This is a genomic window from Lysobacter sp. 1R34A, from assembly GCF_051217035.1.
GTDB lineage: Bacteria > Pseudomonadota > Gammaproteobacteria > Xanthomonadales > Xanthomonadaceae > Lysobacter.
In genome coordinates, this window is record NZ_JBPKJP010000063.1 from 1 (window position 1) to 25,848 (window position 25,848).

Annotated in this window: 21 protein-coding genes and 1 pseudogene; 12 read left to right on the top strand and 10 right to left on the bottom strand. The window is 68.9% G+C overall.

The window, feature by feature from the left end:
* Positions 1 to 87 precede the first annotated feature (87 nt).
* Complete coding sequence (locus ACSAMQ_RS13945; RefSeq protein ID WP_435396223.1) at positions 88 to 852, top strand: endonuclease/exonuclease/phosphatase family protein; 765 nt, start codon at positions 88 to 90, stop codon at positions 850 to 852.
* A gap of 841 nt (positions 853 to 1,693) precedes the next feature.
* Here ACSAMQ_RS13945 and ACSAMQ_RS13950 read toward each other — a convergent pair.
* On the bottom strand, positions 1,694 to 1,831 hold the full coding sequence (locus ACSAMQ_RS13950) for a hypothetical protein (protein WP_435396224.1): 138 nt from the start codon (positions 1,829 to 1,831) through the stop codon (positions 1,694 to 1,696).
* A gap of 36 nt (positions 1,832 to 1,867) precedes the next feature.
* On the opposite strand from ACSAMQ_RS13950, the gene ACSAMQ_RS13955 reads away from it, so the two are divergent.
* Positions 1,868 to 2,137 (top strand): hypothetical protein, encoded by a 270-nt coding sequence (locus tag ACSAMQ_RS13955; protein ID WP_435396225.1) that lies wholly within the window; start codon positions 1,868 to 1,870, stop codon positions 2,135 to 2,137.
* Between the two features lie 173 nt (positions 2,138 to 2,310).
* Here the strand turns inward: ACSAMQ_RS13955 and ACSAMQ_RS13960 are convergent, their stop codons facing one another.
* Positions 2,311 to 5,238, bottom strand: a complete 2,928-nt coding sequence (locus tag ACSAMQ_RS13960) for a TonB-dependent receptor (RefSeq protein ID WP_435396226.1) — start codon at positions 5,236 to 5,238, stop codon at positions 2,311 to 2,313.
* Positions 5,239 to 5,531: 293 nt separating this feature from the next.
* On the bottom strand, positions 5,532 to 6,329 hold the full coding sequence (locus ACSAMQ_RS13965; RefSeq protein ID WP_435396227.1) for a sulfite exporter TauE/SafE family protein: 798 nt from the start codon (positions 6,327 to 6,329) through the stop codon (positions 5,532 to 5,534).
* Positions 6,330 to 6,633: 304 nt separating this feature from the next.
* Here ACSAMQ_RS13965 and ACSAMQ_RS13970 point away from each other — a divergent pair, with 304 nt between their 5' ends.
* From ACSAMQ_RS13970 to ACSAMQ_RS13985, 4 genes are all read left to right on the top strand, one after another.
* Complete coding sequence (locus ACSAMQ_RS13970; protein WP_435396241.1) at positions 6,634 to 8,706, top strand: transglycosylase SLT domain-containing protein; 2,073 nt, start codon at positions 6,634 to 6,636, stop codon at positions 8,704 to 8,706.
* Between the two features lie 10 nt (positions 8,707 to 8,716).
* Positions 8,717 to 9,628 (top strand): complex I NDUFA9 subunit family protein, encoded by a 912-nt coding sequence (locus ACSAMQ_RS13975; protein ID WP_435396228.1) that lies wholly within the window; start codon positions 8,717 to 8,719, stop codon positions 9,626 to 9,628.
* Between the two features lie 395 nt (positions 9,629 to 10,023).
* On the top strand, positions 10,024 to 10,401 hold the full coding sequence (locus ACSAMQ_RS13980; RefSeq protein ID WP_435396229.1) for a PH domain-containing protein: 378 nt from the start codon (positions 10,024 to 10,026) through the stop codon (positions 10,399 to 10,401).
* 158 nt (positions 10,402 to 10,559) lie between these two features.
* On the top strand, positions 10,560 to 11,789 hold the full coding sequence (locus ACSAMQ_RS13985; RefSeq protein ID WP_435396230.1) for a multifunctional CCA addition/repair protein: 1,230 nt from the start codon (positions 10,560 to 10,562) through the stop codon (positions 11,787 to 11,789).
* Positions 11,790 to 12,093: 304 nt separating this feature from the next.
* On the opposite strand, the gene ACSAMQ_RS13990 is transcribed toward ACSAMQ_RS13985, so the two are convergent.
* From ACSAMQ_RS13990 to ACSAMQ_RS14000, 3 genes are all read right to left on the bottom strand, one after another.
* Positions 12,094 to 14,592, bottom strand: coding sequence for a TonB-dependent receptor plug domain-containing protein (locus tag ACSAMQ_RS13990; protein ID WP_435396231.1), 2,499 nt, complete (start codon positions 14,590 to 14,592; stop codon positions 12,094 to 12,096).
* Between the two features lie 233 nt (positions 14,593 to 14,825).
* Positions 14,826 to 15,260 (bottom strand): VanZ family protein, encoded by a 435-nt coding sequence (locus tag ACSAMQ_RS13995; protein ID WP_435396232.1) that lies wholly within the window; start codon positions 15,258 to 15,260, stop codon positions 14,826 to 14,828.
* Entirely contained in the window at positions 15,257 to 16,441 is a 1,185-nt protein-coding gene (locus ACSAMQ_RS14000; RefSeq protein ID WP_435396233.1) for a class I SAM-dependent methyltransferase, read from the bottom strand. Before ACSAMQ_RS14000 ends, ACSAMQ_RS13995 begins: the two co-directional genes overlap by 4 nt.
* A 637-nt stretch (positions 16,442 to 17,078) precedes the next feature.
* Between ACSAMQ_RS14000 and ACSAMQ_RS14005 the strand changes: the two genes are divergently transcribed.
* Entirely contained in the window at positions 17,079 to 17,519 is a 441-nt protein-coding gene (locus tag ACSAMQ_RS14005) for a hypothetical protein (protein WP_435396234.1), read from the top strand.
* Between the two features lie 19 nt (positions 17,520 to 17,538).
* Here the strand turns inward: ACSAMQ_RS14005 and ACSAMQ_RS14010 are convergent, their stop codons facing one another.
* From ACSAMQ_RS14010 to tsaD, 3 genes and pseudogenes are all read right to left on the bottom strand, one after another.
* A complete protein-coding gene (locus ACSAMQ_RS14010) occupies positions 17,539 to 18,363 on the bottom strand; it encodes a DUF6159 family protein (RefSeq protein WP_435396235.1) in 825 nt (274 codons plus the stop codon).
* 139 nt (positions 18,364 to 18,502) lie between these two features.
* Positions 18,503 to 18,853: a dihydroneopterin aldolase gene (gene folB / locus ACSAMQ_RS14015; protein ID WP_435396236.1), complete on the bottom strand. Its 351-nt coding sequence runs from the start codon at positions 18,851 to 18,853 to the stop codon at positions 18,503 to 18,505.
* A 98-nt stretch (positions 18,854 to 18,951) separates the two neighbouring features.
* Positions 18,952 to 20,011 (bottom strand): annotated as a pseudogene (gene tsaD / locus ACSAMQ_RS14020) (tRNA (adenosine(37)-N6)-threonylcarbamoyltransferase complex transferase subunit TsaD); the annotation flags it as partial.
* 138 nt (positions 20,012 to 20,149) lie between these two features.
* Between tsaD and rpsU the strand changes: the two are divergent.
* The 5 genes from rpsU (at position 20,150) to dnaG (ending at position 24,574) form a co-directional block, all read left to right on the top strand.
* Positions 20,150 to 20,365 (top strand): 30S ribosomal protein S21, encoded by a 216-nt coding sequence (gene rpsU, locus ACSAMQ_RS14025; protein WP_056134345.1) that lies wholly within the window; start codon positions 20,150 to 20,152, stop codon positions 20,363 to 20,365.
* A 212-nt stretch (positions 20,366 to 20,577) separates the two neighbouring features.
* A complete protein-coding gene (locus ACSAMQ_RS14030) occupies positions 20,578 to 21,024 on the top strand; it encodes a GatB/YqeY domain-containing protein (protein WP_435396237.1) in 447 nt (148 codons plus the stop codon).
* A gap of 377 nt (positions 21,025 to 21,401) precedes the next feature.
* Positions 21,402 to 21,569, top strand: coding sequence for an SEC-C metal-binding domain-containing protein (locus ACSAMQ_RS14035; RefSeq protein ID WP_435396238.1), 168 nt, complete (start codon positions 21,402 to 21,404; stop codon positions 21,567 to 21,569).
* A 231-nt stretch (positions 21,570 to 21,800) separates the two neighbouring features.
* Positions 21,801 to 22,688 carry a YihY/virulence factor BrkB family protein gene (locus tag ACSAMQ_RS14040; protein WP_435396242.1) on the top strand — a complete coding sequence of 296 codons (888 nt, stop codon included), beginning with the start codon at positions 21,801 to 21,803 and terminating at the stop codon, positions 22,686 to 22,688.
* A gap of 140 nt (positions 22,689 to 22,828) precedes the next feature.
* On the top strand, positions 22,829 to 24,574 hold the full coding sequence (gene dnaG, locus ACSAMQ_RS14045) for a DNA primase (RefSeq protein ID WP_435396239.1): 1,746 nt from the start codon (positions 22,829 to 22,831) through the stop codon (positions 24,572 to 24,574).
* A gap of 238 nt (positions 24,575 to 24,812) precedes the next feature.
* Here the strand turns inward: dnaG and ACSAMQ_RS14050 are convergent.
* Positions 24,813 to 25,848 (bottom strand): dipeptidase (locus ACSAMQ_RS14050; protein ID WP_435396240.1); only part of this gene is annotated, 1,036 nt, incomplete at its 5' end.

The following is a 25,848-nucleotide window of genomic DNA, read 5'->3' on the forward strand; positions in this document are numbered from 1 at the left end:
CTGCGCCGGCCGCCACGCCGGCTCCGGCGGCGGCCGCCCCGGCTCCGGCGAGCAAGGGCTGATCGGGCCGCGCGCCCGACGCTCCGCATGAATACACGCCGGCTGCGCCTGCTCAGCGCGAACATCCAGGCCGGTTCCAGCACGCGTCGCTACAGCGACTACGCGACGCGCAGCTGGTCGCACGTGCTGCCCGCCGGCAACAAGCGCGGCAGCCTCGACACCATCGCCCAGTTGGCCGGCGAGCACGACATCGTCGGCCTCAACGAAAGCGATCCGGGCAGTCTGCGTTCGGGCTTCACCAACCAGACCCATTACCTCGCCCAGCGCGCCGGCTTCGAATACTGGAGCCACCAGCCCAACCGCCGCGTCGGCAGCGTGGCCTCCAGCGCCAACGGCCTGTTGAGCAAGCTGGAACCGCGCGAGGTCGTCGACCATCCCCTGCCCGGACGCATCTCCGGCCGCGGCGTGCTGATCGCCCACTACGGCGACGACGACGACGGCCTGACCGTGGCGGTGGCGCACCTCTCGCTCGGCGCGGCCTCGCGCGCCTCGCAGCTGGCCTTCATCGCCGAACTGCTGCACGACCACCCGCACGCCGTGCTGATGGGCGACTTCAACTGCTCGGCCGACCGGCCCGAGATGCAGGCCCTGTTTCGCAACACCCGCCTGCAGCCCCCGTCGAGCGCCCTGCCGACCTTCCCGAGCTGGCGCCCGCAGCGCGCGATCGACCACATCCTGCTCGGCGACGGCCTGGGCTTCGCCGGCGCCCGCGCCGTACCCGCCGCGCTGTCGGACCACCTGGCGCTGTCGCTGGAGCTCGACGTTCCGCATAGCGCGTTGCGTTCGGAATAAGCCGGCGCGTTGCCGGCCGGGTCGCAACGGCGGCGGCGCCCGCAACGAATCCATCCCACGGGATGCGCTGATCACACCGATGCTTATGTCACCCATCGAGGCGGCGTGCCTTCGCAGGGTAGGAGCGGCGCAAGCCGCGACATCGCCGCGACGGTTTTGCGGCGCATGGATCAAGAAAGATCAGGATCCAGATCAAGTCCGACCAGCGCAGTGCAACGAAACTATTACCTGTAGGAGCGACGTGAGTCGCGACCGCGGGACACGCAGAGAAGGCAAGGCCGTCGTCGTTCGTCGAAGCGCGATGCTTTCGCCAGGGTAGGAGCGGCGCAAGTCGCGACAACGCTGTGGCGGTCTTGCGACGCATCGCTCAATGGAGCGAGATCAAAGATCAAGATCAAACCCAAAGCTTCCGCCACCAAAGCGGCGGGTTACTTTCTTTTGTCTAAAGCAACAAAAGAAAGGTAACCAAAGAAGTTGCTTTGTTTTGAATCACAGGCCCGCGCGTTCGATGCATACGCGGTGATTTTTCATACGGGACCTCCCTGTCCCGATGAAAAACGGCCTGCATCCCTGCGGGCCGCCCTCCGGGTCTTCGGTTGCCTTCGCTAGTGCGATGCTGCGCACAGCAACAGCCTAGATCCCCGCAGGGAATCCGGGCGCCCCCCTCCCTGTAGGAGCGACGTAAGTCGCGACCAAGGGACGCGCCGAGGCAACAACGCCCACGCCATCTATCGAAGCGACATCCTTTTGGCCGGGGGTAGGAGCGGCGCAAGCCGCGACCGTGAATCTGCGGCTGGTGGCGCGGGTGGCCGGGGCTGCGCGGTCGCGGCTTACGCCGCTCCTACCCAAGAGCAGACACGACGCGTCTGCCGTTGCCGTTGCCGTTGCCGTTGCCGTTGCCGTTGCCGTTGCCGTTGCCGTTGCCGTTGCCGTTGCCGTTGCCGTTGCCGTGATTTTGATCTTCTGTTTTGCCGGTCAACGGAAACCCCTAGGGCGGCCCGCAGGGAGGCGGGCCGTGCGCAAGCAGGCCATGGATGGCCTGTCTGGAGCATTCCTGCGTCGGCTTCGATCGTGCGGGCTGGTGCCCTTGCAGGAAGAAGCACTTTTCTCTGGTGGCTTCTTTTGTTGCTTTGGACGAGAAAGTTACCTGCACCCTTTAGGGAGCGGAAGCTTTGCTATTGATGTGGCTTCGCCGCTCTGCGGAAAGAATCATCGCAACCGAGACCTCGCGGTCGCGGCTCGCGCCGCTCCTACCCTGGCGATAAGACACCGCTTCGACGAATGATGACGGCCGCGTTACTTCTCTGCGTCCCGCGGTCGCGGCTCACGCCGCTCCTACAGCGGACTTACGAACGCTCGCTCAAAACCAAAACGGCCGGTGCAGGCACCGGCCGTTCTTGTTGTAAAGCGAGCGAGCCCCCACCCCGCGACCGGCCTGCGCCGGTCGCGGTGCGTCGATCAGAAACGCAGATCGGCGCGCAGGTAGAAGAAACGGCCGCCCGGGATGTCGTAGGTCGAGGCGTCGTAACCGTTGAGCGAGCACGACAGGCACACCGGCGGGTCCTTGTCGGCGACGTTGTTGACGCCACCGGTGATCTGCAGGCCCTTCAGCCAGTCGATGTGGTAGCCCACCTGCAGGTCGTGGTAGGTGATCGCATCGAGCTTGTTGTCGCCGGTGACCGGATCGTCGCAGTACGGCGAATCCAGCGCCGAGGCCTGGCAGATTTCGGTCATGTCGGAGATGTGGCGGATCGTCCACGACGCGGTCCAGGCGTTGCGCTTCCACGACAGGCTCGCGTTCGAGGTCCACTCCGGGATCGCGCTGTCGTTGACTTCCACGCCCGGACGGCGCGGCTGCACCTGGCCGGCGGCGCCGACGGCGTCGTACTGGGTCACGAAGGTGTTCTGCCAGCTGACCTTGAACTGGCCGAGCGAGGTCTCCGGCAGGGTCCAGAAGAAGTCGACGTCCCAGCCGGAGGCCTTGATCGAACCCAGGTTGGTCAGCTTGTTCTCGAAGGAGTTGATGCCGCCGACGCTGGAACGGGTGATGCCGTTGCAGTAGGTCGGGTCGAGCGTCTGCACGCACAGGTTGAGCTGGGTCTGGGCGTCGATCGCCTGCACCGCGCCTTCCAGCGAATGGCGGTAGAAGGTCACTTCGAAGTCGAACTTGTCCGACCACGGCACGCCCGAGGCCCAGGCCGGGCTGTAAACGAAACCGGCGGTGAAGCTGCGGGCGGTTTCCGGCTCGAGGTCCTCGTTGCCGCCGGTCTGCACCGAGATCTGGCTGTTGGCCTGGGTCGCACCGGCCGGCACGCCGAGGGCGGCGCAGTTGGCGCGGTTGCCGGTCGCCGGCGAGCCGGTGATCGAGATCAGGCAGGGATCGCTGAGCTGCAGGTCGGCGCGGCTGGCCGAACCGAACAGTTCGCCGATCGACGGCGCGCGGAAGCCTTCGGCGTAGGTGGTGCGCAGCAGGAATTCATCGGCGACCTGCCAGCGCAGGCCGTACTTCGGGGTGAACTGGCCGCCGAAGGTCGAGTAATCCGAATAGCGGCCGGCCAGGCTCAGGTCGAGACTCTTGCCGAAGCTGCCTTCCTTGATCAGTGGAAGGTTGAGTTCGACGTAGGCTTCGTTGACATCGTACTCGCCCTGGGTCGGCAGCGACTGGGTGCCGTTGTAGTAACCGGCCACGGTGATCGCGTCGGGCGAATAGAAGCCTTCGTACTTGCGGTATTCGTAACCGGCGGCGAACGACAGCGGGCCGGCCCAGGCTTCGAACAGGTCGCCCGACAGGTTGGCGGTGAAGGTTTGCAGCTTCTGCTCGCTGCGGTCGCGCACGATCGGGCTGATCCACTGCAGCATCGCCGGGGTGATCGTGCCGGGGCCGCCGAACAGGTTCAGCGGCACGCAGCCCGGGGTCGCGGCGCACACGGCCGGGTCGCCCACGGCGATGTTGATGTTGCGGATGTTGTAGCTGCCGCGGTTGGTCTGTTCGGCTTCGTTCTTGTTGCTGGCGAAGTTGACGTCCCAGAAGAAGGTGCGGTCGCCGGCGTCGAAGCTGCCTTCCACGCCCGCCGCGATGTACTTGGTGTCGACTTCCTGCTCGAAGATGCGCGGGCCGCCCTCGACCGGACGGCGGCCGATCAGCACCAGGTTCGGGTTGGCGCCCTCGGTGGTGAGGTCGAAGCCGAACGGGTTGTAGGGGTTGAGGCGCGAGACGGTGATGTGTTCGGACCACGGGTTGCCGGTGCCGGCGTCCAGGCCCAGGAACAGCGGTTCCGGCGCGGCCTGGTTGACCGACTCGCGACGGTTGTACAGCGCCTTGACGTAGGCCTGCACGTTGTCGTTGAAGTGGAAGCGGAACTGGCCGAACACGCCGGTGCGCTTGGACGGCGTCAGCAGCATGTTCTGTTCGGCGAAGTTGTAGCGGTTGGCGCCGGTGAAGCCGATGAAGTCCTGCGGGTAGCGCACGCCATTCGGGAAGCTGCTGCCGTTGGGCGTGGTGATGTTGCAGAACGGGATCGACGGGGTGCTCGGATCGTCGTCGGTATCGGTCAGCGGGCAAGCGGTGCTGGGGGTCGCCGGGGTGATGATGAAGCGGCCGTTCGGCGTCGCCGAGCTGCCGGTTTCCACGCCCAGGCCCGGCACCGGCACGCGCGAGAGTTCGCGGTCGCGCGAGAACACCGGGTCCTGGTCGACGTAGCTCAACCCCAGGAACAGGTTGGAGCGGTCGGTGTTGTGGCCCCAGGCCGCGTCGAAGCCCTTGAGCTCACCGTCGCCTTCGCCGTACTGGCCGTAGTTGAGGGTGATCTGGCCGCCGTCGAAATTGCGCCGGGTGATGATGTTGACCACGCCGGCGATCGCGTCGGAGCCGTACAGCGACGAGGCGCCGTCTTCGAGCACTTCGATGCGTTCGACGATGGCCAGCGGAATGGTGTTGAGGTCGGTCGCCGCGCCCACGCCGGAGGCCGAGGACTCGTTGACCCAGCGCATGCCGTCGACCAGGACGAGAACGCGCTTGGGCCCGAGGTGGCGCAGGTCGACCTGGGCCGAACCGGCGCCGACGCCGTCGCCGTTGGGCGAGAAGCCGAAGTTGCCGGAGGAGTTGAACTTGGTGTTGAGCGCCGAGCCGGCGCCGGTGAGCTCCTGGACCACGTCGCCGATCGAGGTCAGGCCGGTGCGCTCGATGTCGTCGCGGGTGAGGGTCTGGACCGGGACCTGGCTTTCGATCTCGGCCTTCTTGATGCGGGTGCCGGTGACCTGGACGGTGTCCAGCGTGGTGGCGTCTCGGGCAGGCGCGGCTTCCTGGGCGGCTGCGAGCCCCGGCAGGGCGACCAGCAGGGACAACTGAATGGCTTTCGCCAAGGCATGACGACGCGACACTTTCATCGACTCTCTCTCCCTCAAGAATGTGGCTGTAGCTCTGATGGCTATTGGCACGCCGTCCATCCGTGCGGACGGCACCGGGAGGTTGTAAACAATTCGTGAATCCGCCACAAGGCGCAAATAGGGACTACTTGCCAACTGGGTCCCACTTCTGATCGGGATCGGCCGCGGCTTGAGACGTACGTCGCTTATGGCCGCATCGGGTTGGCCCGTTCAGCCGACCGCTCGCGCGGCTCCCGGCGCGACAGTTGGCGCGGTCGGCGCCGGCGATGACGCGCCGCGGCCGCGGTCGCGCTTCAGCCGCCCAGCAGCAGGCTGACCGCGACCAGGATCAGGAACGCGGCGAATACCCGCTTGAGGGTGTCGCCGTGCAGCTTGTGGGCGAGCCGGGTGCCGTAGGGCGCGGCGAACACCGAGGCGACCGCGACGCCGATCGCCGCCGGCAGGTAGACATAGCCGATCGCGTGGTCGGGCAAAGCCCCGGTCGGGGCGTTGAAGGCGTAGCCGACCGCGCTGGCCAGGCCGATCGCCACCCCGCAGGCCGATGAAGTACCGACCGCGCGCACCGGGGCGACGCCGCGCCAGACCAGCAGGGGCACGGTCATGCTGCCGCCGCCGATGCCGACCACCGCCGACACCGCGCCGATGCCGACGCCCGCGGCCGACATCGGCAAGCCCTGCGGCGGCGGCGCCCCGTCGGCGAGCGGCGCGCCGTTCTTGCCGAACAGCAACTGCGCCGCGGCGATCAGGCAATAGCCGGCGACGATCAGGCGCAGCCAGTCGCCGTCGATGCGCACCGCGACGAAACTACCGAGCCAGCCCCCGAGCAGCAGCCCCGGCACCATCCAGCGCACGGTCGGCCACATCACGCTGCCGCGCTTGGCATGGGCGCGCGCCGAGGCGGTCGCGGTCAGCACGATGCTGGCGAGGGAACTGGCCAGCGCGGTGTGCATGGCCGCGTCCTGCGGGATGCCCATCAGCGGGGCCAGCCAGGCCAGCGCGGCGACCAGCACCAGGCCGCCGCCGATGCCGAGCAAGCCGGCGAGCACGCCGGCCACGGCGCCCAATGCGAGAAAGACCAACCAGGCTGTCACCGTCGAATGCTCCGCGAGATCAGGTTCGAGCCTACATGGTCGCAACGCCGCGCCGCGACTGCCTGCCGCGATGCGGCGGTTGGCGGTCGCAAGGCGATGCGGCGACCGCGACGAGACTCATCGCCGCGGCTCCGGCGTGCGCTGCGATCGCGACGCCACTTCGCATCGCCTGCACGATCCTGAAGACGCGATGGCGCCAGCGTCTTCGGGCAACGCCACGCAAGCTGCGACGCGCTTCGCAGGCAGCGCATCGACAGCCGATGTTCATATAAGGCATTCATGCGTGCTGGGCTATAGTCCGGCGATGCTGCCACGCCCCTACACACTCGCCATCGCTGCGCTCGCCGCGGCCCTCGCCACCACCGCCTGCGCCCAGACCCCGGCCTCGGCGCCGACCCAGGCCGCGGTCAAGCCGGCGCCGGTCGTCAACGCCTTGCCCGCGCCCGCGGTCGACCCCTTGCTGCCGCGCGTGCGCGCCGCGATCGAAGCGGCCGAACGCGGCCAGTTCGACAGCGGCCAGTACGCCGATCTCGCGCGGCATCCGCTGTACGGCTGGATCGAGTACGCCAACCTGCGCCGCGGCATCGACACGGTCAACAACGGTCAGGCTCAGGATTTCCTCGCCCGCCGCGGCAAGGAAGCCTCCGGCGAGGCCTTCCGCGAAATCTGGCTGGCGGCGACCGCACGCCGCGAAGACTGGCCGAGCTTCCTCGCCGCCTGGACGCCCAAGAGCGCCACGGGCAAGGAACGCAGCGTCAGCCTGCGCTGCGCCGAATTGAACGCGCGCCAGGCGCTGGGCCGCACCGACGAAAGCTGGACCCGCGAAGCGCAGGCGATCTGGCGCAGCAGCGGCAAGTCCCTGCCCGACAGCTGCGACGGCCCCTTCGCGGTGCTCGCCGCCCAGGGCGGCTTGTCGCCGGAACTGCGCTGGGAGCGCATCGAGGCCGCCGCCGCCGAGTGGCAGCCGGCGGTGATGCGTTCGGCCGCGCGCGGCCTGCCGGCGGATCAACTCGCACTGGCCAACGACTACGCCGCGTTCCTGGACAACGTCAACGAACGCGCGCTCGGTTGGCCGAAAACCGAACGCAGCCGCAAGATCGCCTCCTACGGGCTGGCCAAGCTCGCCAAGGCCCAGCCCGCGAGCGCCGAACAACAGTTGCCGAAGTACGCCAACGCGCTCGGCTTCGGCGACGCCGACCGCGGCCGGGTGCTGTACCAGACCGCGCTGTGGTCGGTCGCGTCCTACGAAGCCGAATCGGCGCGCCGCCTCAACGCCGTGCCCGAGGTGGCCTACGACGAACGCCTGCACGAGTGGCGCGCGCGCGAAGCGATGGCGCGCTCGGACTGGGCCGGCGCACTGGCCGCGATCAAGAAGATGGGCGCCAAGCAACGCGCCGATTCGCGCTGGCAGTACTTCGAGGCCCGCCTCAGCGAACGCGCCGGCGACAAGGCCGCAGCCGCGCGCCTGTATCGCGAAGCGGCGAAGAAGACCGATTTCCACGGCTTCCTGGCCGCCGACCGGCTCGGCGCGCCGTATGCGCTGTGCCCGGTGCAGCCGGCCGACAGCGCCGCGGCCAAGGCCGCGGTCGCGCGCGACCCGGCCCTGCAGCGGGCGATGGGCCTGTTCCGGATCGAACGCGCCGGTTGGGCGGTGCGCGAATGGGACGACGCGCTGAGCCGCTACGACGACACCCAGCGCCGCATCGCCATCGAAGTGGCGCAGAGCTACAACTGGTTCGACCGCGCGGTGTTCTCGCTCAATAAAACTCCGCAGGAACAACGCCTGTACTACCTGCGCTTCCCGCTGCACCACGACGACACGATCCGTCGCGAATCGGCCAGGAACGGCATCGACCCGGCCTGGGTCGCCGCCGAGATTCGCGCCGAGAGCATCTTCAACCCGACCGCGCGCTCGGGCGCCAACGCGATGGGCCTGATGCAGGTGCTGCCGGGCACCGGCGCGGCCGTCGCCAAGAGCCTGGGCCTGCCCTGGGGCGGCGCCGCAAGCCTGTACGACTCGGAGACCAACATCATCCTCGGCACCGCTTATCTGCGTCAGCTGCTCGACAAGTACGGCGGCCAACCTTACTTCGCCATGGCCGGCTACAACGCCGGCCCGGCGCCGCTGGCGCGCTGGCAGTCGCAGCGCCCGGGCATGGAGCCCGAATTCTGGATCGAGACCATCAGCTACAAGGAAACCCGCGAATACGTCGCGCGGGTGCTCGCCTTCAGCGTGATCTACGACTGGCGCCTCAACGGCGACGCGCACAACGTCAGCGACCGCATGCGCGGCATCGCAACCGGCAAGCGCAAGTCGTTCGCCTGCCCCGCCGCGACCGCCGCTGCGACCGCGCCGGCGCCGGCCGAGCAGGAGTGAACCCGTCGCCATGCCCCGTCGTCATGTCCTGATTCTCGGCGGTACCGGTTTCGTCGGCCGCCATCTCGTCGAACAGCTGCTGCGCGAGCACTGCCGCATCACCGTGCTGAGCCGCGGCGTCGACCCGGCCAAGAAGAAGCGTTTGTCGCGCGACGCCAGCATCATCGAAGGCGACATCGGCAATCCGGATTTCCTGCGCGCGGTGCTCGACGACGTCGACGCGGTGGTCAATCTGGTCGGCATTCTCAACGAACGGGGCGACAGCGGCGCAGGCTTCGAGCACGTCTACGTCGAGCTTCTGGAAGCCTTGCTCGAAGCGATGCGCGACATGGGCGTATCGCGCTTGCTGCAGATGAGCGCGCTCAACGCCGGCACCGGCCAGAGCCATTACCTGGAATCGCGCGGCCGCGCCGAGCAGCGCGTGCGCGCCTCCAAGCTCGCCTGGACCCTGCTGCGCCCCTCGGTCATCGCCGGCCCCGGCGACGGCCTGTTCTGCCGCTTCGACGAACTGCTGCGCTATGCGCCGCTGCTGCCGATGGGCCGCGCCAATGCGCGCTTCCAGCCGGTCTGGATCGGCGATGTGACTCGGGCTTTCGTCAACGCGCTGGCCGACGACCGTCATATCCACCGCAGCTACAACCTGGTCGGACCGGAAGTGATGAGCTTGGCCGAGATCGTGCGCGCGACCGCGCGCGCGCGTCGACGCCTGCGCGCGGTGCTGCCGCTGCCCGAATCGCTCGGCAAGCTGCAGGCCGAGATCGGCGAATGGCTGCCCGGCAAGCCGATCAGCCGCGACAACTGGCGCTCGCTGCAGACCGACTCGACCAGCGTCGAGAACGGCCTGCTCAAACTCGGCATCGCCCCGACCCCGGTGCTGTCGCACCTGCCGGAAATCCTCGGACTGACCGCGCGCGCGGCCTGAGCCGCACGGCGGGTGCCGCCCTGCGCCCCTCGCCTATGTATTGCTTCGCCGCGATCTGCCGTCACGCGGTCGCGGCTCACGCCGCTCCTACAGGGAAACGACACCGCGCTTTGGGGTAGGAGCGACGTAAGTCGCGACCGCGCCACCACCCGAACCCACGCCGCGATCCGCCAGCCCGCGCTCGCGGCTCACGCCGCTCCTACAGGGAAACGACGCCGCGCTTTGGGGTAGGAGCGACGCAAGTCGCGACCGCGCCATCACCCGAACCCACGCCGCGATCCGCCAGCCCGCGCTCGCGGCTCACGCCGCCGCCACCCTGAAACGCGCCCCACTCATCGCCGCCAAACACCGCGCGCGCTAGGATGTTCGCCACTGCCCATCGCAAGGAGATCCCCATGGGTCTGCTCGACACCCTGCTCGGCCATGCCGGCGCCAAGTCCACCGAGAAAGTCGGCGAAGACTTTCGCCCCCTGCTCGCGCCCGGCGAAACCGTGCAGCGTGCGTTCGGCGAGGTCCGCGACCTGATCGTGTTCACCGATCGCCGCCTGATCCTGGTCGACAAACAGGGCGTCACCGGGCGCAAGACCGAATTCCTCAGCCTGCCCTACCGCAGCATCGTGATGTTCTCGCTCGAGACCGCCGGCCATTTCGACCTGGAAGCCGAGCTGCGCCTGTGGGTGTCGGGCCAGGCCACACCGATCATCCGCCACCTCGGCCGCAGCGCCGGGGCCGAGGACATCGTGGCCCTGCTCGCGCAGAATTCGCCGCGCTGAAGGGCCGGGACTCGGGACTCGGGACTGGTAAAGCAAGATTTCGCGTGCGCTGCCGGGTCGGCAGCTACGCCCTTTCGAGTCCCGAATCCCGAATCCCGAATCCCGAATCCCGAATCCCGAGTCCCAAGTCCCAAGTCCCGAACCCCGCGGAGACAAGCATGAAAACCTATCTCGTCGGCGGCGCGGTTCGCGATGCCCTGCTCGGCCTGCCGGCCGGCGATCGCGATTACGTGGTCGTCGGCGAAACGCCCGAGGCCATGCTGGCCGCGGGCTTCAAGGCGGTCGGCCGCGATTTCCCCGTGTTCCTGCATCCAAAGACCGGTGAGGAGTACGCGCTGGCGCGCACTGAGCGCAAATCCGGGCGCGGCTACCGCGGCTTCGTCGTCGATACCGACCCGTCGGTGACGCTCGAAGACGATCTGATCCGGCGCGACTTCACCATCAATGCGATCGCCCGCGCCGAGGACGGCAGCCTGGTCGATCCCTACGGCGGCGCGCGAGATCTCGAGGCCCGCGTGCTGCGCCATGTCGGTCCGGCTTTCGTCGAGGACCCGCTGCGGGTGCTGCGCGCGGCGCGCTTCATGGCCCGCTTCGCCGAGCACGGCTTCACCGTCGCGCCTGAAACCATGGCCCTGATGCGGCAGATGGCGGAGTCCGGCGAGCTGTCGTCGCTGGTGGCCGAACGGGTCTGGCAGGAACTGCGGCGCGCACTGGGCTGCACCCGGCCGTCGGCGTTCGTGCGCACCCTGCACGACGCCGGCGCGCTCGCGGCGGTGCTGCCGGAAGTCGAGGCCCTGTACGGCGTGCCGCAGCGCGCCGAGTACCACCCCGAGGTCGACACCGGCATCCACACCGAGATGGTGCTCGACATGGCCGCGCAACTCGCACCTGGCGACGACCTGATCGGTTTCGCCGCGCTGACCCACGACCTCGGCAAGGCGCTGACGCCGGCCGAACTGCTGCCGCGCCACCATGGCCACGAGCACGGCGGCCTGGAGCCGCTGCAGGCGTTGTGCGAACGGCTCAAGGTGCCGACCGAGCATCGCCTGCTCGCCGAAGCGGTCTGCCGCGAACACCTCAACGTGCACCGCCTCGCCGAGATGCGCCCGCGCAGCGTCTACGAGCTGATCGCGCGCTGCGACGGTTTCCGCAACCCGAAGCGCATCGAACAGATGAGTCTGGTCTGCGAAGCCGACAAGCGCGGCCGCCTGGGCCTGCAGGACCAGCCCTATCCATCGGGCGCGGCCTTGCGCGCCGCGCTGAAGGCGGCGATGCAGGTGCGCGCGAACGAGATCGCGCCCGGCCTGGCCGGCCCGGAAGTCGGCGAAGCGATGCGGCGCGCGCGGATCGAGGCGATCGCGACAGCGCGCAAGGCCGCGGCGGAGTAAGCGCTTGCTGCACGAACGAACGCCGGGCTGTCGGGCCCTGCAGGAGCGGCGTGAGCTGCGACAAGTCGCAGCGGCGATCGAAAGCATCGCATCCGAAGCCCGGACAGACGGCGGCTTTCCCATAGGTCGCGCCACGTAGCCGGTCTTCGGCTTGGGCGCTCGCGTACACGGCTTCGCCGGTCGCGGCTCGCGCCGCTCCTATCCAACCCGGCGGCATAGCGGTGCGACGCAACGATCCGGCGCACCACGCAAAAAAGCCGCCGCGCGGATGCGCGGCGGCTTCGGTGCGACAGCGCGGCCGATCTTAGAAGCGGTAATCGATGCGCGCGTAGTAGCTGCCGCCGTTCATGCCGAACGGCAGGGTTTCCCAACCGTACTTGAAGCCGAGTTGCGGGAACGGCGCACCGGTGACGGTGTCCCACTTGTCGGGATAGGTGTCGAAGATGTTGTTGCCGCCGACGGTCAGGCTGGTCTTGGCGTTGAACTTGTAGCGCACGGCCAGATCGCCGAGCCACTTGCCGCCCCAGCGCTGCTTGACGCCCGGGGTGAAGCCTTCGCCGGCCACCGAACCGTAGTAGTTCGCGCGCGCCGTCCATTCCCACTTGCCGATTTCGTACACCCCCTGCAGCACGTGGTGGGCGCGCGGCTGGCCGTCCTGGATCAGGGTCACCTGGGTGTCGTCGAACAGCGCTTCCGGCGACAGGATCGTCGACTGCGAACGGCGCTCCTTGACCTCGGTCTTGTTGAAGTGGACCAGCGCGGTCAGGTTGAGCTTGGAGCCGCCGGCGAACTCGGTGTTGTGGCTGGCGACCACGTCCAGGCCGGTGGTGCGGGTGTCGATGGCGTTGGTGAAGAACAACACCTGGCCGACCCCGATCGGATCGAGGATCGCGCGGATCGGGCAGTTGCCGTTGCCGGGCGCGCAGGGCTGGCCGTTGGTGCCGACGCTCTCGGGCTGGATGTTGCTCGAGAAAATGATGCGGTCGTCGATGTCGATGCGGAACACGTCCATCGTCAGCGAGAAGCGGTCGTTCGGCTTGAACACGAAGCCCAGCGACCCGCTCTTGGAGGTTTCTTCCTTGAGCGGCTCGATGCCGAAGGCACGGGTCACCGCGCTGTCCTGGCGCGCGGTCAGGGTGTCGGTGAGCACGCCGGCGGCGTTGAGGTTGGTCGAGCGCTGGCTGTAGAACAGCTGCTGCACGCCGGGCGCGCGGAAGCCGGTCGAGACGGTGCCGCGCACCGCGAACTGTTCGGTCGCGTCGAAGCGCGCCGAGAGCTTGCCGGTAGTGGTATTGCCGAAGTCGGAATAATCCTCGTAGCGCACCGCGCCGCCGAGCAGGAACCGGTCGGTCAGGTTGGTTTCGGCGTCGAGGTAGATCGCGTAGTTGTGGCGGCCGTCGTCGACCGCTTCGTTCGGCGAGAAGCCAGGGAAGCCCTGCATGCCCGGCTGGGCGGTGTCGCCGGTCTGGCCGACGATCGGGATCGCACGGTTGTTGGTGCGGCCGTAGGTGTAGGTCACCGGCGCGCCGGGGCGGATCTGGTAGTCGTCCTGTCGGTATTCCACGCCGGTGCCGAGGTACAGCGGATTGTCGTTGAAGCCCTTCAGGGTGCCGCGGAAATCCAGGTTGAAGGTGGTCTGGTCGAACTGCAGGGTGCCGGTGTCGGCCTTGGTCGGCGACTCGGCGTAGATGCCGCCGCCCGGCCTGGGCTCGTACCACCAGCTGACGTTGACCGAGTTGCTCTCCTCGAAGCCGAACTTGCTGCGGCCGCGGTTGATCGAGATGTCCCAATCCCAGTTGTCGTTGATCGGCGCCTTGTAGCCGACCGCGAGCGAGGTGTCGTCGACGGTGGTCAGGATGTTCGGCAGGAAGCCGTTCGGGTACAGCGCCGGCACCGTGCGATTGTCGCCCGGGCTGCGGAAGAAGCCGGAGGAGTCGCCTTCGCGCTTGGACAGGCCGCCGAACCAGTACAACTCGCCATTGCCGACCGGCAGGCCGCCGTTGAACCAGAAATACGCGTCGGTGGCGTCGGCGTCGCCGAGGCGCTGGGTCACCCTCGGCGGGCTGACGCGCGCGCTGTCGGGACCGGCGCGATTGGTCTCGGCGCGGTCGCGGTATTCCAGCGACAGGTTGAGGTAGCCGCCGTCGCCGCCGAGCTTGACGCCGGTGTTGACCGAACCCTGGTAGTTGGCGCCGTCGCCGGCGTAGTACTTGCCGGCCTGGAACGAGAGCTGGGTTTCCTCGGTCTGCTTCTTGAGGATGATGTTGATGACGCCGGAAATCGCGTCCGAACCGTACTGCGCCGCGGCACCGTCGCGCAGCACTTCGATGCGCTCGATCGCCGACAGCGGAATGGCGTTGATGTCGGTACCGGCCGAACCGCGGCCGATGGTCTGCTGCACGTTGACCAGCGCCTGCTGGTGGCGGCGCTTGCCGTTGACCAACACCAGCACCTGGTCGGGGCCGAGCGAGCGCAAGGTGGCCGGGCGCAGGATGTCGGTGCCGTCGCTGACGAAGGTGCGGGAGAAATTGAACGAGGGCTCCAGCATCTGCAGGATCTGGCCGATCTCGGTCGCGCCGGTGGCGTTCAACTCTTCCTTGCCGATCACGTCGACCGGTGCGGCGGTCTCTTCGGCGGCGCGGCCGCGCGCGCGCGAACCGGTCACCTGCACCGCGTCGAGGGTCGTCGCTTCACGGCTGGCCGGAGCGGCGGGTTCCTGGGCGAAGGCGGAGGGGACGAAGGCGCTGGCGGCCACGGCGGCGGCTACGGCCAGCGCCAGACGGTTGCGGTGCACTACGGACATGATCGGTTCCTTGCGAGGATGAGGTCAGGCTCCGGAGAGCCCGGGGCGAGCCTCACAAATATTTAACCTTTGCGCAAGCGGTCATGTGACTGTGCCGAATATGCCTTTGTGACCGTTCTCTACTAACCGATACAGCGGTAACCGATTTTCGGCCGGGCGGCGGGGCGGGGTGGCTTAACAGCGGCGGGCCGAAATCGCCGCCCGCCTGCGTTTCGGGGGCGCGGCGCGCGCCCTCAGGCGCGCCGGCGCGCCAGCCGGCGGTCGAGTTTCTGCAGCCAGCGCGAGGCCGGGGTCGGCGAGACGAACAGGCCGGCGAACACGCCCAGGCTGTTGGCGGCGGCGTCGATGGCGTCGCCGGTGCGCGAATCGGTCAGGCCGGCCTGGGCGAACTCCAGCGCCACCCCGAGCGCGATCAGGCCGGCCGCGGCGATCGCCTGCGGGCGCAGCCGCGCGAACAGCATCGTCGCGTAGGCCGACAGCGCCGCGTACGCGGAGAAATGCTCGATCTTGTCGAACCCGGAAAACGGCGTCGGCGGCAGGTCGTGCGCGGGCAGCAGGGTCGCGCCGGCGACCGCGGCGATCATCGCCAGGCCGAGCGCGCACCACAGCGCCGGCCGCTCGAACGCGCGCAGCACCCCGCGCGCGCCGTACTCGTCGACCCCGCTCACAAGCGGAAGCTCAGATCGCCGGCCATGAAGGCCACGCCGAACTCGACGCCCTTCTCGAAGCCCATGACCTGGAAACGCTCGCCCATCTCGCTCGGCAGGGTCAGGCGCTTGACCTCGTTGAGGCGGCGCTGCTTTTCGACCTCGTCCTCGATGCCTTCGATCCGCTGCAACACCCCGGCCAGGCCGTTGCCGAGCAGGAAGCTGGCCTGCGAGCAGTAACCGGACAGATCGAAACCGGCGGCGACGCCGGCTTCGACCAGGGCGGTGAAATCGACCGAGGCGGTGAGGTCCTGCAGGCCCGGCCACAGCAACGGGTCGCCGTGCATGCGATGGCGGTAGAACGCGCGCAGGGTGCCGTCGACGCGATCGGGCGCGTAGTACTCGGCGCGCGCATAACCGTAGTCGACGAACAGCATCGCGCCGTTGCGCAGGCCGCCGGCGACCGCCTGGATCCAGTACGGCAGTTGCGGCAACAACTCGGAGCGATAACCGTCGGGGAGCGGACGTTCGAGGCGGCGCTCGGCGATGCGCACCGCCTGGGCGAGGAAATCGTCGGCCGGGCGCAGCTCGCGGGCGAAGCCGTCGCCGTCGATCGTCACGTATTCCTCGAACACTTCCTCGTCGCGGATCGCGAAACGCGGCGTCGGCAGGGCATCGATGACTTCGTTGGCGAACAGCACGCCGTCCCACTCGTCGCCGAACGGTCCGTCCGGCCATTCGAGCAGATCGAACAGCGGCGGCACCAGCCGCTCGCGCAGGCGTTCGCGCTGGCGATGGCGCAGCTCGGCGCTGGGTTCGAGGATCGCGTATCGATCGGGCAAGGCATCCAGTTCGAGCAGGCGCTTGAGCGCGACTTCGGCGAACGCGCCGGTGCCGCCGCCGAGTTCGAGGAACCGTGCCGACGGCCCGATCTGCTGCAGCACCGGCGCCACCGCTTCGGCAACGCAGGCGGCGAAGACCGGCCCGATCTCCGGCGCGGTGACGAAATCGCCGCTGGGGCCGAACTTGCTCGCGCCGGCGCTGTAATACCCCAGGCCCGGCGCGTACAAGGCCAGTTCCATGAAACGCGAGAACGGTATCGCGCCGCCGTGGGCGAGGATCTGTTCGCGGATCAGGGCCGCTAGGCGCGCACTGTGGGCGAGCGCATCGGCATCGGGGGTCGGCAGATCGAAGGAATTCACGTCGGGGGCGGCGTCGCAGGCGCATCGGAAACAGGCCGACAGGATACGGCCCCGGCGCAGCCGCGGCGAATCGCGACGGCCTGCGCCGGGGCGGGCTGGACGCCGCCGTGCGCGATGCCGTGCGCGATGCCGCGCGCTCGTGCGCCGCTAGCGCTTTGGTACTAAATCGGCGCCATTCCTGCTTACGCGGGGTTCGGTTTTCCCGCCGCCGTGCATGATGGCCGCGTCCTGCACGGAAGCCCGCCCATGAGCACCGTCGACCCGGCCGTCGAACGCCGCCGCCAAGCGCCCGAACGACTGCAACGCCCGCCCCGCCCTCAGATCGGGCTGTGGGTATTGGCGCTGATCTGCTGGAGCCTGTGGACGCTGTTCGCCTACTCGCTCGCCGACACCGTCCGCTATCCGATCGCCGAAGCCTATTTGCCGCCCAGCCCGTACACCGACAACGTGGCGCCGCCGTGGTTCTTCGGCGTGTTCGTAGGTTCGTTCGGCGGCTTCATCGCCGGCTTCCTGTTGAGCTATCCGCTCAAGGACCTGTTCGGCCTGGCCGCGGCCGCCTGGGGCCAGTTCGCCTCGACCCTGCTCGCCTGGGCGGTGGGCTTCTGGCGCGGCCGACTCCTGTGTACCGCCGCTGCGGGTGGGCTCGTTCGCCGATTCGCCGGCCACGCCCGCTCCGGACTGGGGTCCCATCGCCTGGCTCGGCTGGAGCGCTCAAGACCGGCTGCCGGGCGTGCTGATGCTCGCGGCGGTGGGCTGCGCGGGCCTGGGCTGGCGCGCCCATCGCCGTCACGCCGCGCGCATCCGGCGCCTGCTGGCCGAAGGCCGGCGCAGCGACGCGGTGATCACCGAGGTCCACGACACCGGCCTGGAGATCTACAACGAAATGCGCCTGCGCTTCGTCGCCCGCTTCCCCGATCACGCCGGCGTCGAGCGCTGGGTCACCAAGACCGGCCTGTTCGACCCGGTGCGCCTGCCGCGGGTCGGCGAGGCGGCCGTGGTCTGGTTCTACCCGGACCGCGCCGGCGACGAAGACCGGATCCTGGTCGGCTTTCCCGACGCAGACGAACCCGTCTTGTGAGCGGGGCTCGGCGCGCGACTCAGCGAGCGCGCGCTTCCAGTTGCAGGCCTTCGAAACCGGCCGGCATTTCGCCGTCGACCGCATAGCGGTACAACGCCGCCGAGTACACGCCGCCGAGCGCGCTCTGGTACACCGCCAGGGCCAGCAACGCGAGCACGGTCACCGCGCCGAGCAGCACCGCCAGCGCCGAGGAAACCAAGCCCAGGACATAGGCCAGGCCGAAGCCGGCCACGCCGACCGCGAGCATCGCCGCGCCGGTGGCCAGGCCGATGCCGACCATGCCGGCCGCGCTCTCGCCCCAGGTGCGCTTGAACATGCCGACGCTGCGCTTGACCGCATCGATCGGGCCGACGTCCTCGGCGACCAGCACCGGCACGACCAGGAAGGTCGCCATCGTCCAGGCCGCGCCGAGCGCGCCGCCGATCATGCGCACGATGAAGTTGTTGTCGCGGTCCTTGAGCGCCTGCAGGATCATGCCGACGGTCGCGGCGATGGCGGCGTAACCGGCGATCGCGGGCAGGCGCGCGGCCGCGGCGCGGAAGCCGTCGCCGACGGTCGGGTCGCCGCCTTCCAGGCGGATCATCGCCGCGCTGACCAGGGCGCAGTTGCAGAAGATGATCACGAAGTACTGGCAGAAATAGAAGGTGAAGGCGAACAGCGCGGCGCCGGGGCCGAAGCCGTCGGAGAAGATCTCCAGCGCCGTGGCCGGGATCAGGAACGTCGCCAGCACGATCAGCACGCACACCGCCGACACCACCGGAAACACCAGCAGTTCGCGATCCGAATTGAGTACCGAGGCGCTGGCCTTGGCGAGTTCCCAGCTGCGGCTAAGTTTCTCGAACATCGCATGCCCCCATGAATGATCCCGGGGCATCCTCGAACCTGCGGCCGGAAATCGCAAGAGCGTACGCGCCGGCGGCGCGAAATCGATGTCGCGAATCCGGATTCGCGAAGCCAGGGCGCGGCGGGCGCGCCGCGAGGGCTCAGCGGCTGCGTTCGATCATCACCCCGACCGCGCGCGCGTTGCGGATCGCGCTGGGCTTGCTGAGCTTGAGCCGGACCCGGCGCACGCCGAATTCGTCCAGCACGATTGCCGCGACGCGTTCGGCCAGGGTTTCGACCAGACCGAACTCCGACTGCGCCACGTAGTCGACGATGCGGTCGCTGATCGCCTTGTAGTCGAGGGTGTCGCCGATCGCGTCGCTGGCCGCGGGCAGGCGGTTGTCGAAGGCCATCTCGAGATCGAACACCAGCGGCTGGCGGATGCGCCGCTCCCAGTCGTAGATGCCGATCACGGCGTCGACTTCCAGGCCTTCGATGAAAACGTGATCCATTGTTCGGGACTCGGGACGCGGGGTTCGGGACTCGGAAAAGCACGGTGAAAAGCGCCGCCATGGTAGGCGATCGCGGCGCAGGCGCGAGTCCCGAGTCCCGAGTCCCGAGTCCCGAGTCCCGAGTCCCGAGAAAGGCTACACGGCCTGCAACAACGCCATGTCCCAGCGCGGGGTCACCTTCACCGCGGCGCTCTCGTGCTGGCCGGCCTGCAGCCGCAGGGCGCCGGCGTAGGCGATCATCGCGCCGTTGTCGGTGCAGAACGCCGGGCGCGGGAAGCAGACGCGGCCGCCGCGCTGGTCGGCCATCGCCGCCAGCTTCGCGCGCAGGCGCCGGTTGGCGCCGACGCCGCCGGCGACCACCAGGGTGTTGCAGCCGGCCGCATCGAGGGCGCGCGCGCACTTGATCGCCAGGGTGTCGACCACCGCGTCCTCGAACGCGCGCGCGATGTCGGCGCGGGTCTGCTCGCTCTGGTCGCTGCCGCGCCAGGCCAGCAAGACCTGGGTCTTGAGGCCGCTGAAGCTGAAGTCCAGGCCGGGCCGGTCGGTCATCGGGCGGGCGAACTTGAACAGGCCCGGACGGCCGAGTTCGGCCTGCGCGGCCAGTTGCGGGCCGCCGGGATACGGCAGGTCCATCAGCTTGGCGGTCTTGTCGAAGGCCTCGCCGGCGGCGTCGTCCAGGGTCTCGCCGAGCAGGCGGTACCGGCCGATCGCGTCGACCGCGACCAGTTGGGTGTGCCCGCCGGACACCAGCAGGGCCACGAACGGCGGCTGCGGGCGGCCGAGCGGGTCGTCCTCCATCAGCGGCGCCAGCAGATGACCTTCCATGTGGTGCACGCCGATCGCCGGCACGTCCAGGGCCCAGGCCAGCGCGCGCGCGACCCCGGCGCCGACCAGCAAGGCCCCGACCAGGCCGGGCCCGGCGGTATAGGCCACTCCGTCGAGCTCGCCGGCCTCCAGGCCGGACTCGGCCAGGGTCTGGCGGATCAGCGGCAGCAGCTTGCGCACGTGGTCGCGGCTGGCCAGCTCGGGGACCACCCCGCCGTACTCGGCGTGCAGGGCGATCTGGCTGTACAGCGCATGGGCGCGCAGGCCGGTTTCGGTGTCGTAAACCGCCACGCCGGTCTCGTCGCAGCTGGTCTCGATGCCCAGGACTTTCATCGGCACCCTGCCTGGCACGCCGTTTTCTGGGAGAATGTCGGATTCATGGGTGCCTATGTTGCACCTTCCGCCGGAGCATCGCTATAATGCGCGGCTCTCCCGGTCTGCCCGGGCCGGTTCCCGTTAACGAGATTACGTATGCCCAGCGTCAAAGTCCGCGAAAACGAGCCTTTCGAGTTTGCCCTGCGTCGCTTCAAGCGCACCTGCGAGAAGGCCGGTGTACTGGCCGAGACCCGCAAGCGCGAGTTCTATGAGAAGCCGACCCAGGAGCGCAAGCGCAAGGCCGCCGCGGCGGTGAAGCGCCAGGCGCGCCGTTCGTCGCGCGACGTCACCAAGCGCCAGCGCTTGTACTGATAGTTCGTTCCGCGCGACCCGGCTTCGCCGCCGGCGCTCGTGGGGAACGACCATCAAGCCGGCCGCGCCTCGGGCGCCGCCGGCTTTTTGCGTTTCCAGCCGGCGCGTACCGGAACCGCATCACGCTGCCGCATCGGCGCTGCCGGGCCCTCGCGGCCGGCGCCGCGCCCGCCGGCGACCCCTCCCCCTTTCCGCACCCACAAGGTCAGATCATGAGCCTCAAGCAACGCCTCACCGACGACATGAAGGCCGCGATGAAGAGCGGCGACAAGCAGTCCCTCGGCGTGATCCGCCTGATCAATGCCGCGCTCAAGCAAAAGGAAGTCGACGAGCGCATCGAGCTCGACGATACCGGGGTGATCGCGATCCTCGACAAGATGATCAAGCAGCGCCGCGACTCGGTCAGCCAGTACGAGGCGGCCGCGCGCGAGGACCTGGCCTCGATCGAACGCGACGAGATCGTGGTGATCGAGCGTTACGTCCCGGCCAAGCTCGGCGAAGCCGAGATCCTGGTCGTGCTCGAGGAAGTCATCGCCGAAGTCGGCGCGGCCGCGCCGTCCGACCTGGGCAAGTTGATGGGCCCGCTGAAGGCCAGGCTCGGCGGCAAGGCCGACATGGGCCTGGTCTCGGCGCTGGCGAAGAAGCGCCTGGCGGGCTGAGTTCGCGTCCGATGGGCGAGGGCCCGGCTTCGGGCCGACCCCTCACCCTGTCCCTCTTCCGCGCGCGGGAGAGAGGACTGGCCTGCCCGGCGGTTTTCAAACCTCGCGTGCCGGCGGCCTCTGCCGCTTCACTCGAGGCTGCTGCGCTCGAGCCACGCTCAAGCCCCTCTCTCTCGCCTGCGGGAAGAGGGCTTGGCCGGGGCTGCCCACCCCGCCGCCCCGCCGCCACGCAACCCGCCCGCAAGGGCCGCACACCCGGAGGTGCACCATGAAGCGTCAACACACCAATACCGGCTGCTTTCGAGCCAAGCCGCGATACCACGCGTAAGCGCCGCAAGGGCTTCCCGTCCGAAACCCGGGTCAAGCGCGGCCGGCGCTTGGTCCACGGCGACAAGGAACTGGTCGAGAAGCTGGGCCGCAACGACCTGTGCCCCTGCGGCTCCGTGCGGAGGTTCAAGGAACTGTTGCCTGCGCGAGGGCCGCTACGAAGGTTCCGAACGCGATCACTACTTCAGGGACTGATCGCCGCCGATCGCGGCGGATGACCGCCGGTCGCGGCCGTTATCTCCAGTTACGCACGAACGGCCGGGCCTCGCGCCCGGCCGTTTCGTTGCCTCGCGCCTGCACAGCGCGCCCACGCCTCGCTAACCTGGGCCCCGGATACTGACACCGGCGATCCGTCCGCCGTCATCGCGAGCCGCATGCCCACGACCCCGCCCGAACGTCCCTTCAGCGAGCGCCCGCCCGACCGCGAGGCGGCCGACGATCAAGGCCCGATGCAGCGCATCCACGCCCTGCAGGCGCGCCTGGAACAAAGCTGGGTGGCCAAGCTCGCCCGGCGCTTCATCGACTACGACATCCTCGCCCTGGCCGCCGCCCTGTCGTTCTATACCCTGCTGTCGCTGGCGCCGTTGGTGCTGATGCTGCTGTGGCTGACCACCGCGCTGTACCCCTCGGCGCAGGAAGAATTCTTCCGCCAGATCGGCCTGCTGGTCGGCGATCAGGTCGAAAGCACCGCCCGGCTGATCGTGGCCAACGCCGAAAACCGCCCCAGCACCGGCTCGCTGGCGGCCTTGATGGGCACCCTGGCCCTGCTGGTCGGCGCCTCGGCGGTGTTCGGCCAGTTGCAGGCCGCGCTCAACCGGGTGTTCCGCAGCGACGCCAAGCGCCTGGGCGGGATCGCCGCCTGGCTGCGCAAGCGCCTGCTCTCGTTCGGCATGGTCATCAGCGTCGGTTTCCTGCTGGTGGTGTCCATGGCGGTGCAGGCGGCGCTGCAATTGCTGATCGCCTATGTGCCCGACCTGCTCCCGGTGTTCGCCGCGATCGTCTCGTTCGCGCTCTACACCCTGGTGTTCGCGGCGATGTATCGCTGGCTGCCGGACCGTCCGGTCAGCCGGCGCCGGGCGCTGTTCGGCGGCGCGCTGACCGCCGGGCTGTTCATGCTCGGGCGCAGCGCGATCGGCCTCTACCTCGGCCAGGCCAGCCTCGGCACCGCCTACGGCCCGGCCGGCGGCCTGGTGATCATGCTGGTGTGGATGTACTACTGCGCGGTGGTGTTCCTGCTCGGCGCGCTGATCACCGCCATGCTCGACGAACACGCCCGCGTGCGCCGGCGCCTGGCCGACGAATGCGCGACCGCCGGGGTCGACCTTCCGGCGTCGTAGCGTCGACACAAGGCGAGGACGACGCCCCGCAGCGCGAGCGGGCACGCCGCGACCGTCGCAGACTGGCCGCGCATGGCATCCTAGACACCTTCCGGTCAGACCACGACGAGCAACGCCGCCCCCTCGCGGGCGCCCTACGCATGGCCCGCATTCCCGACGGTTTCATCGACGACCTCCTGGCGCGCACCGACATCGTCGAGGTGATCGGTACGCGCGTGCCGTTGAAACGCCAGGGCAAGGAATATTCGGCGCGCTGCCCGTTCCACGACGAGCGCTCGCCCTCGTTCACGGTCTCGCCGACCAAGCAGTTCTATCACTGCTTCGGCTGCGGCGCGCACGGCACCGCGATCAGCTTCCTGATGAACTACGACCGCCTCGAATTCCTCGACGCGGTCGAAGAGCTCGCCAAGCGGGTCGGCGTCGAAGTGCCGCGCGACACCCGCGCGCGCAACGAAGACTCCGACACCCAGGACTTGTTCAGCACGGTCGAGGCCGCATCGCGCTTCTTCCAGAAACAATACGCCCACAGCGGCAAGGCCCAGGGCTATCTGGACAGCCGCGGGGTCAGCGCCGACATACGCGAACGCTTCGGCATCGGCTACGCGCCCGACGGCTTCAACGCGCTGCGCGATGCGCTCGGCACCGACGAGCGGCGCATGCGCCTGCTCGAACGCGCCGGGCTGTTTTCCAAGAACGACAGCGGCCGCGTCTACGACAAGTTCCGCGACCGGGTGATGTTCCCGATCCACGACCGGCGCGGGCGCACCATCGCCTTCGGCGGCCGCGTGCTCGACAAGGAAGACGGGCCGAAGTATCTCAACTCGCCGGAGACGCCGCTGTTCCACAAGGGCCGCGAACTGTACGGCCTGTGGCAGGTGCGCCAGACCCACAACAAGATCCCGCGCCTGATCGTCGTCGAAGGCTATATGGACGTGATCGCGCTGTTCCAGCACGGCGTCGATACCGCGGTGGCGACGCTCGGCACGGCGACCACGCCCGACCACGCCGAGCTGCTGTTCCGCAACGCCGCCGACGTGTATTTCTGTTTCGACGGCGACCGCGCCGGCCGCGGCGCGGCCTGGAAGGCGGTCGAGTCGGTGCTGCCCCGCATGAAGGACGGGCGCCAGGCCTTCTTCCTGTTCCTGCCCGACGGCGAGGACCCGGATTCGCTGGTGCGACAGGAAGGCGCCGAGGGCTTCGACCGGCGCCTGCGCGATGCCACGCCGCTGTCGCAGTTCCTGTTCGATTCGCTCGCCGCCGACGTCAACCTCAACACCCTCGAAGGCAAGGGCCGCCTGGCCGAACGCGCCAAGCCGCTGCTCGCGCAGATTCCCGACGGCGCCTTCGGCGATCTGATGAAGCAGCGCCTGACCGAACTGACCGGGGTCGGCGCGCGCGCTTCGAGCCCCGACACCCACGTACCGACCCAGCGCGCGCACGGCGGCGGGCGCCATGCGCCGACGCCGAAGCGCAGCCTGGTGCGCAGCGCGATCTCGGTGTTGCTGCAAAAGCCCTCGCTGGCCGCCGCGCTGACCCCGCCCTATCGCTTCGCCGAACTGCGCCAGCCCGGCATCGACCTGCTCGTCGAGATCGTCGATCTGGTCCAGCAACGCCCGGAAATCAGCACCGGCGCGCTGCTCGAACAGTTCGCCGGCCACGAGCAGGCCGGCGCCCTGCAGAAGCTCGCCAGCCACAGCCTGCCGGGCGACGACGACACCTTGCAGCGCGAGTTTCTCGACGCGGTCGCCCAGCTCGACAAGCAGACCATCGAACAGCGCCTGGCCGAGCTGCAGCACCAGCACCGCGAAGTCGGCCTGAGCAGCGAGGAAAAACGCGAGCTGCTATCGCTGCAGCAGGCCCGGCTGGCGAAAGCGCCGAGCCCCTGAGCGCTGCTCTGCTAGGGTAGGAGCGACGCAAGTCGCGACAACCGCAAAGGTGCTCGAAAGCGCTTCGGCCGAAGCCCGGCCATTGGTCTTGTCTTGCCGCAGACAACGTCCCTACCCGCTCTGCGGACGGAACGCGCTGCTCCCCTCTGCGGTCATCCCAGCCCGAATGCCGGTGCGTCGCAATCCGCGGTTCGCAGTCGCGGCTCGCGCCGCTCCTACCCCGTAGAAGCAACGCCGCTCATCCCCACACCTCCCCCATCACCCGGGCGAAGTTGCCGCCGAGGATCTTGCCGATGCGCGCATCGGAATGTCCGCGCGCCGACAGCAGCGCGGCCAGGGTCTCGAAGCGGTCGACGGTGTTGAGGTCGGGCACGAACAGATACACCTCCTCGCTTTCGCCGGCCGCCGAGATGCCGAGCCGGCGCCGCTCCTGGATCGCCTCGCGGTGTTGCTGCTTGTATTTCTCGCTCAGCCGCACCGGCGAGACGAGGTTGTCGGTGCCGATGCCGACGTGGTCTTCGCCGCAGACCCGCAGGGCGTGTTCGAGGTGGCGGACGACGTCGGCGGCGGTGGTCTGGCCGCTTTCGCGCAGGAACGGCATCAGGTAGATGCCGACCACGCCGCCGCCGTCGGCGACCGCGCGCAGTTCGGCATCGGTCTTGTTGCGCGGGCGATCGACCAGCGCGGCGCAGCCGGTGTGGCTGATCAGCACCGGGGCCTTCGAGGCGGCGATCGCCTCGGTCGCGGTGCGGCGCCCGCTATGGGCCAGGTCGACCAGGATGCGGCGCTCGTTGAGGCGTTCGATCAAACGATGGCCGAAGCGGCTCAGGCCGGCGTTGCCGGGCTCGAGGCAACCGTCGCCGACCAGATTGCGCAGGTTGTAGGTCAGCTGCACGGTGCGCACGCCGAGCCGGTGGAAGTCGTCGACGCGCTCGAGCTTCTCGCCGATCGGCGCGCTGTCCTGGAACTGATAGACCACGCCGAGTTTTTTCTCGCGCCGCGCGGTCGCCAGGTCGGCGCCGCTGCGCACCGGCATGAACACCTGCGGATGGGCGAGGATCTCGTTCTCCCAAAAACCGATACTGCGCACCGTCTCCTCGTAGGCGCCTTCGTACTGCGCGACCGGGCCGACCGTGGTCTGGATGACGCGCAGGCCGCTGCGGCGCGCGTCGTCGACCAGGCGCGCCGACAGGGCCGCGCCCGGCGCGCCGTCGTCGCCGGCGATGAAGCCGCAGCCGTCGATCACCATCGCGTCCGCGTACGGCGCCCAACGC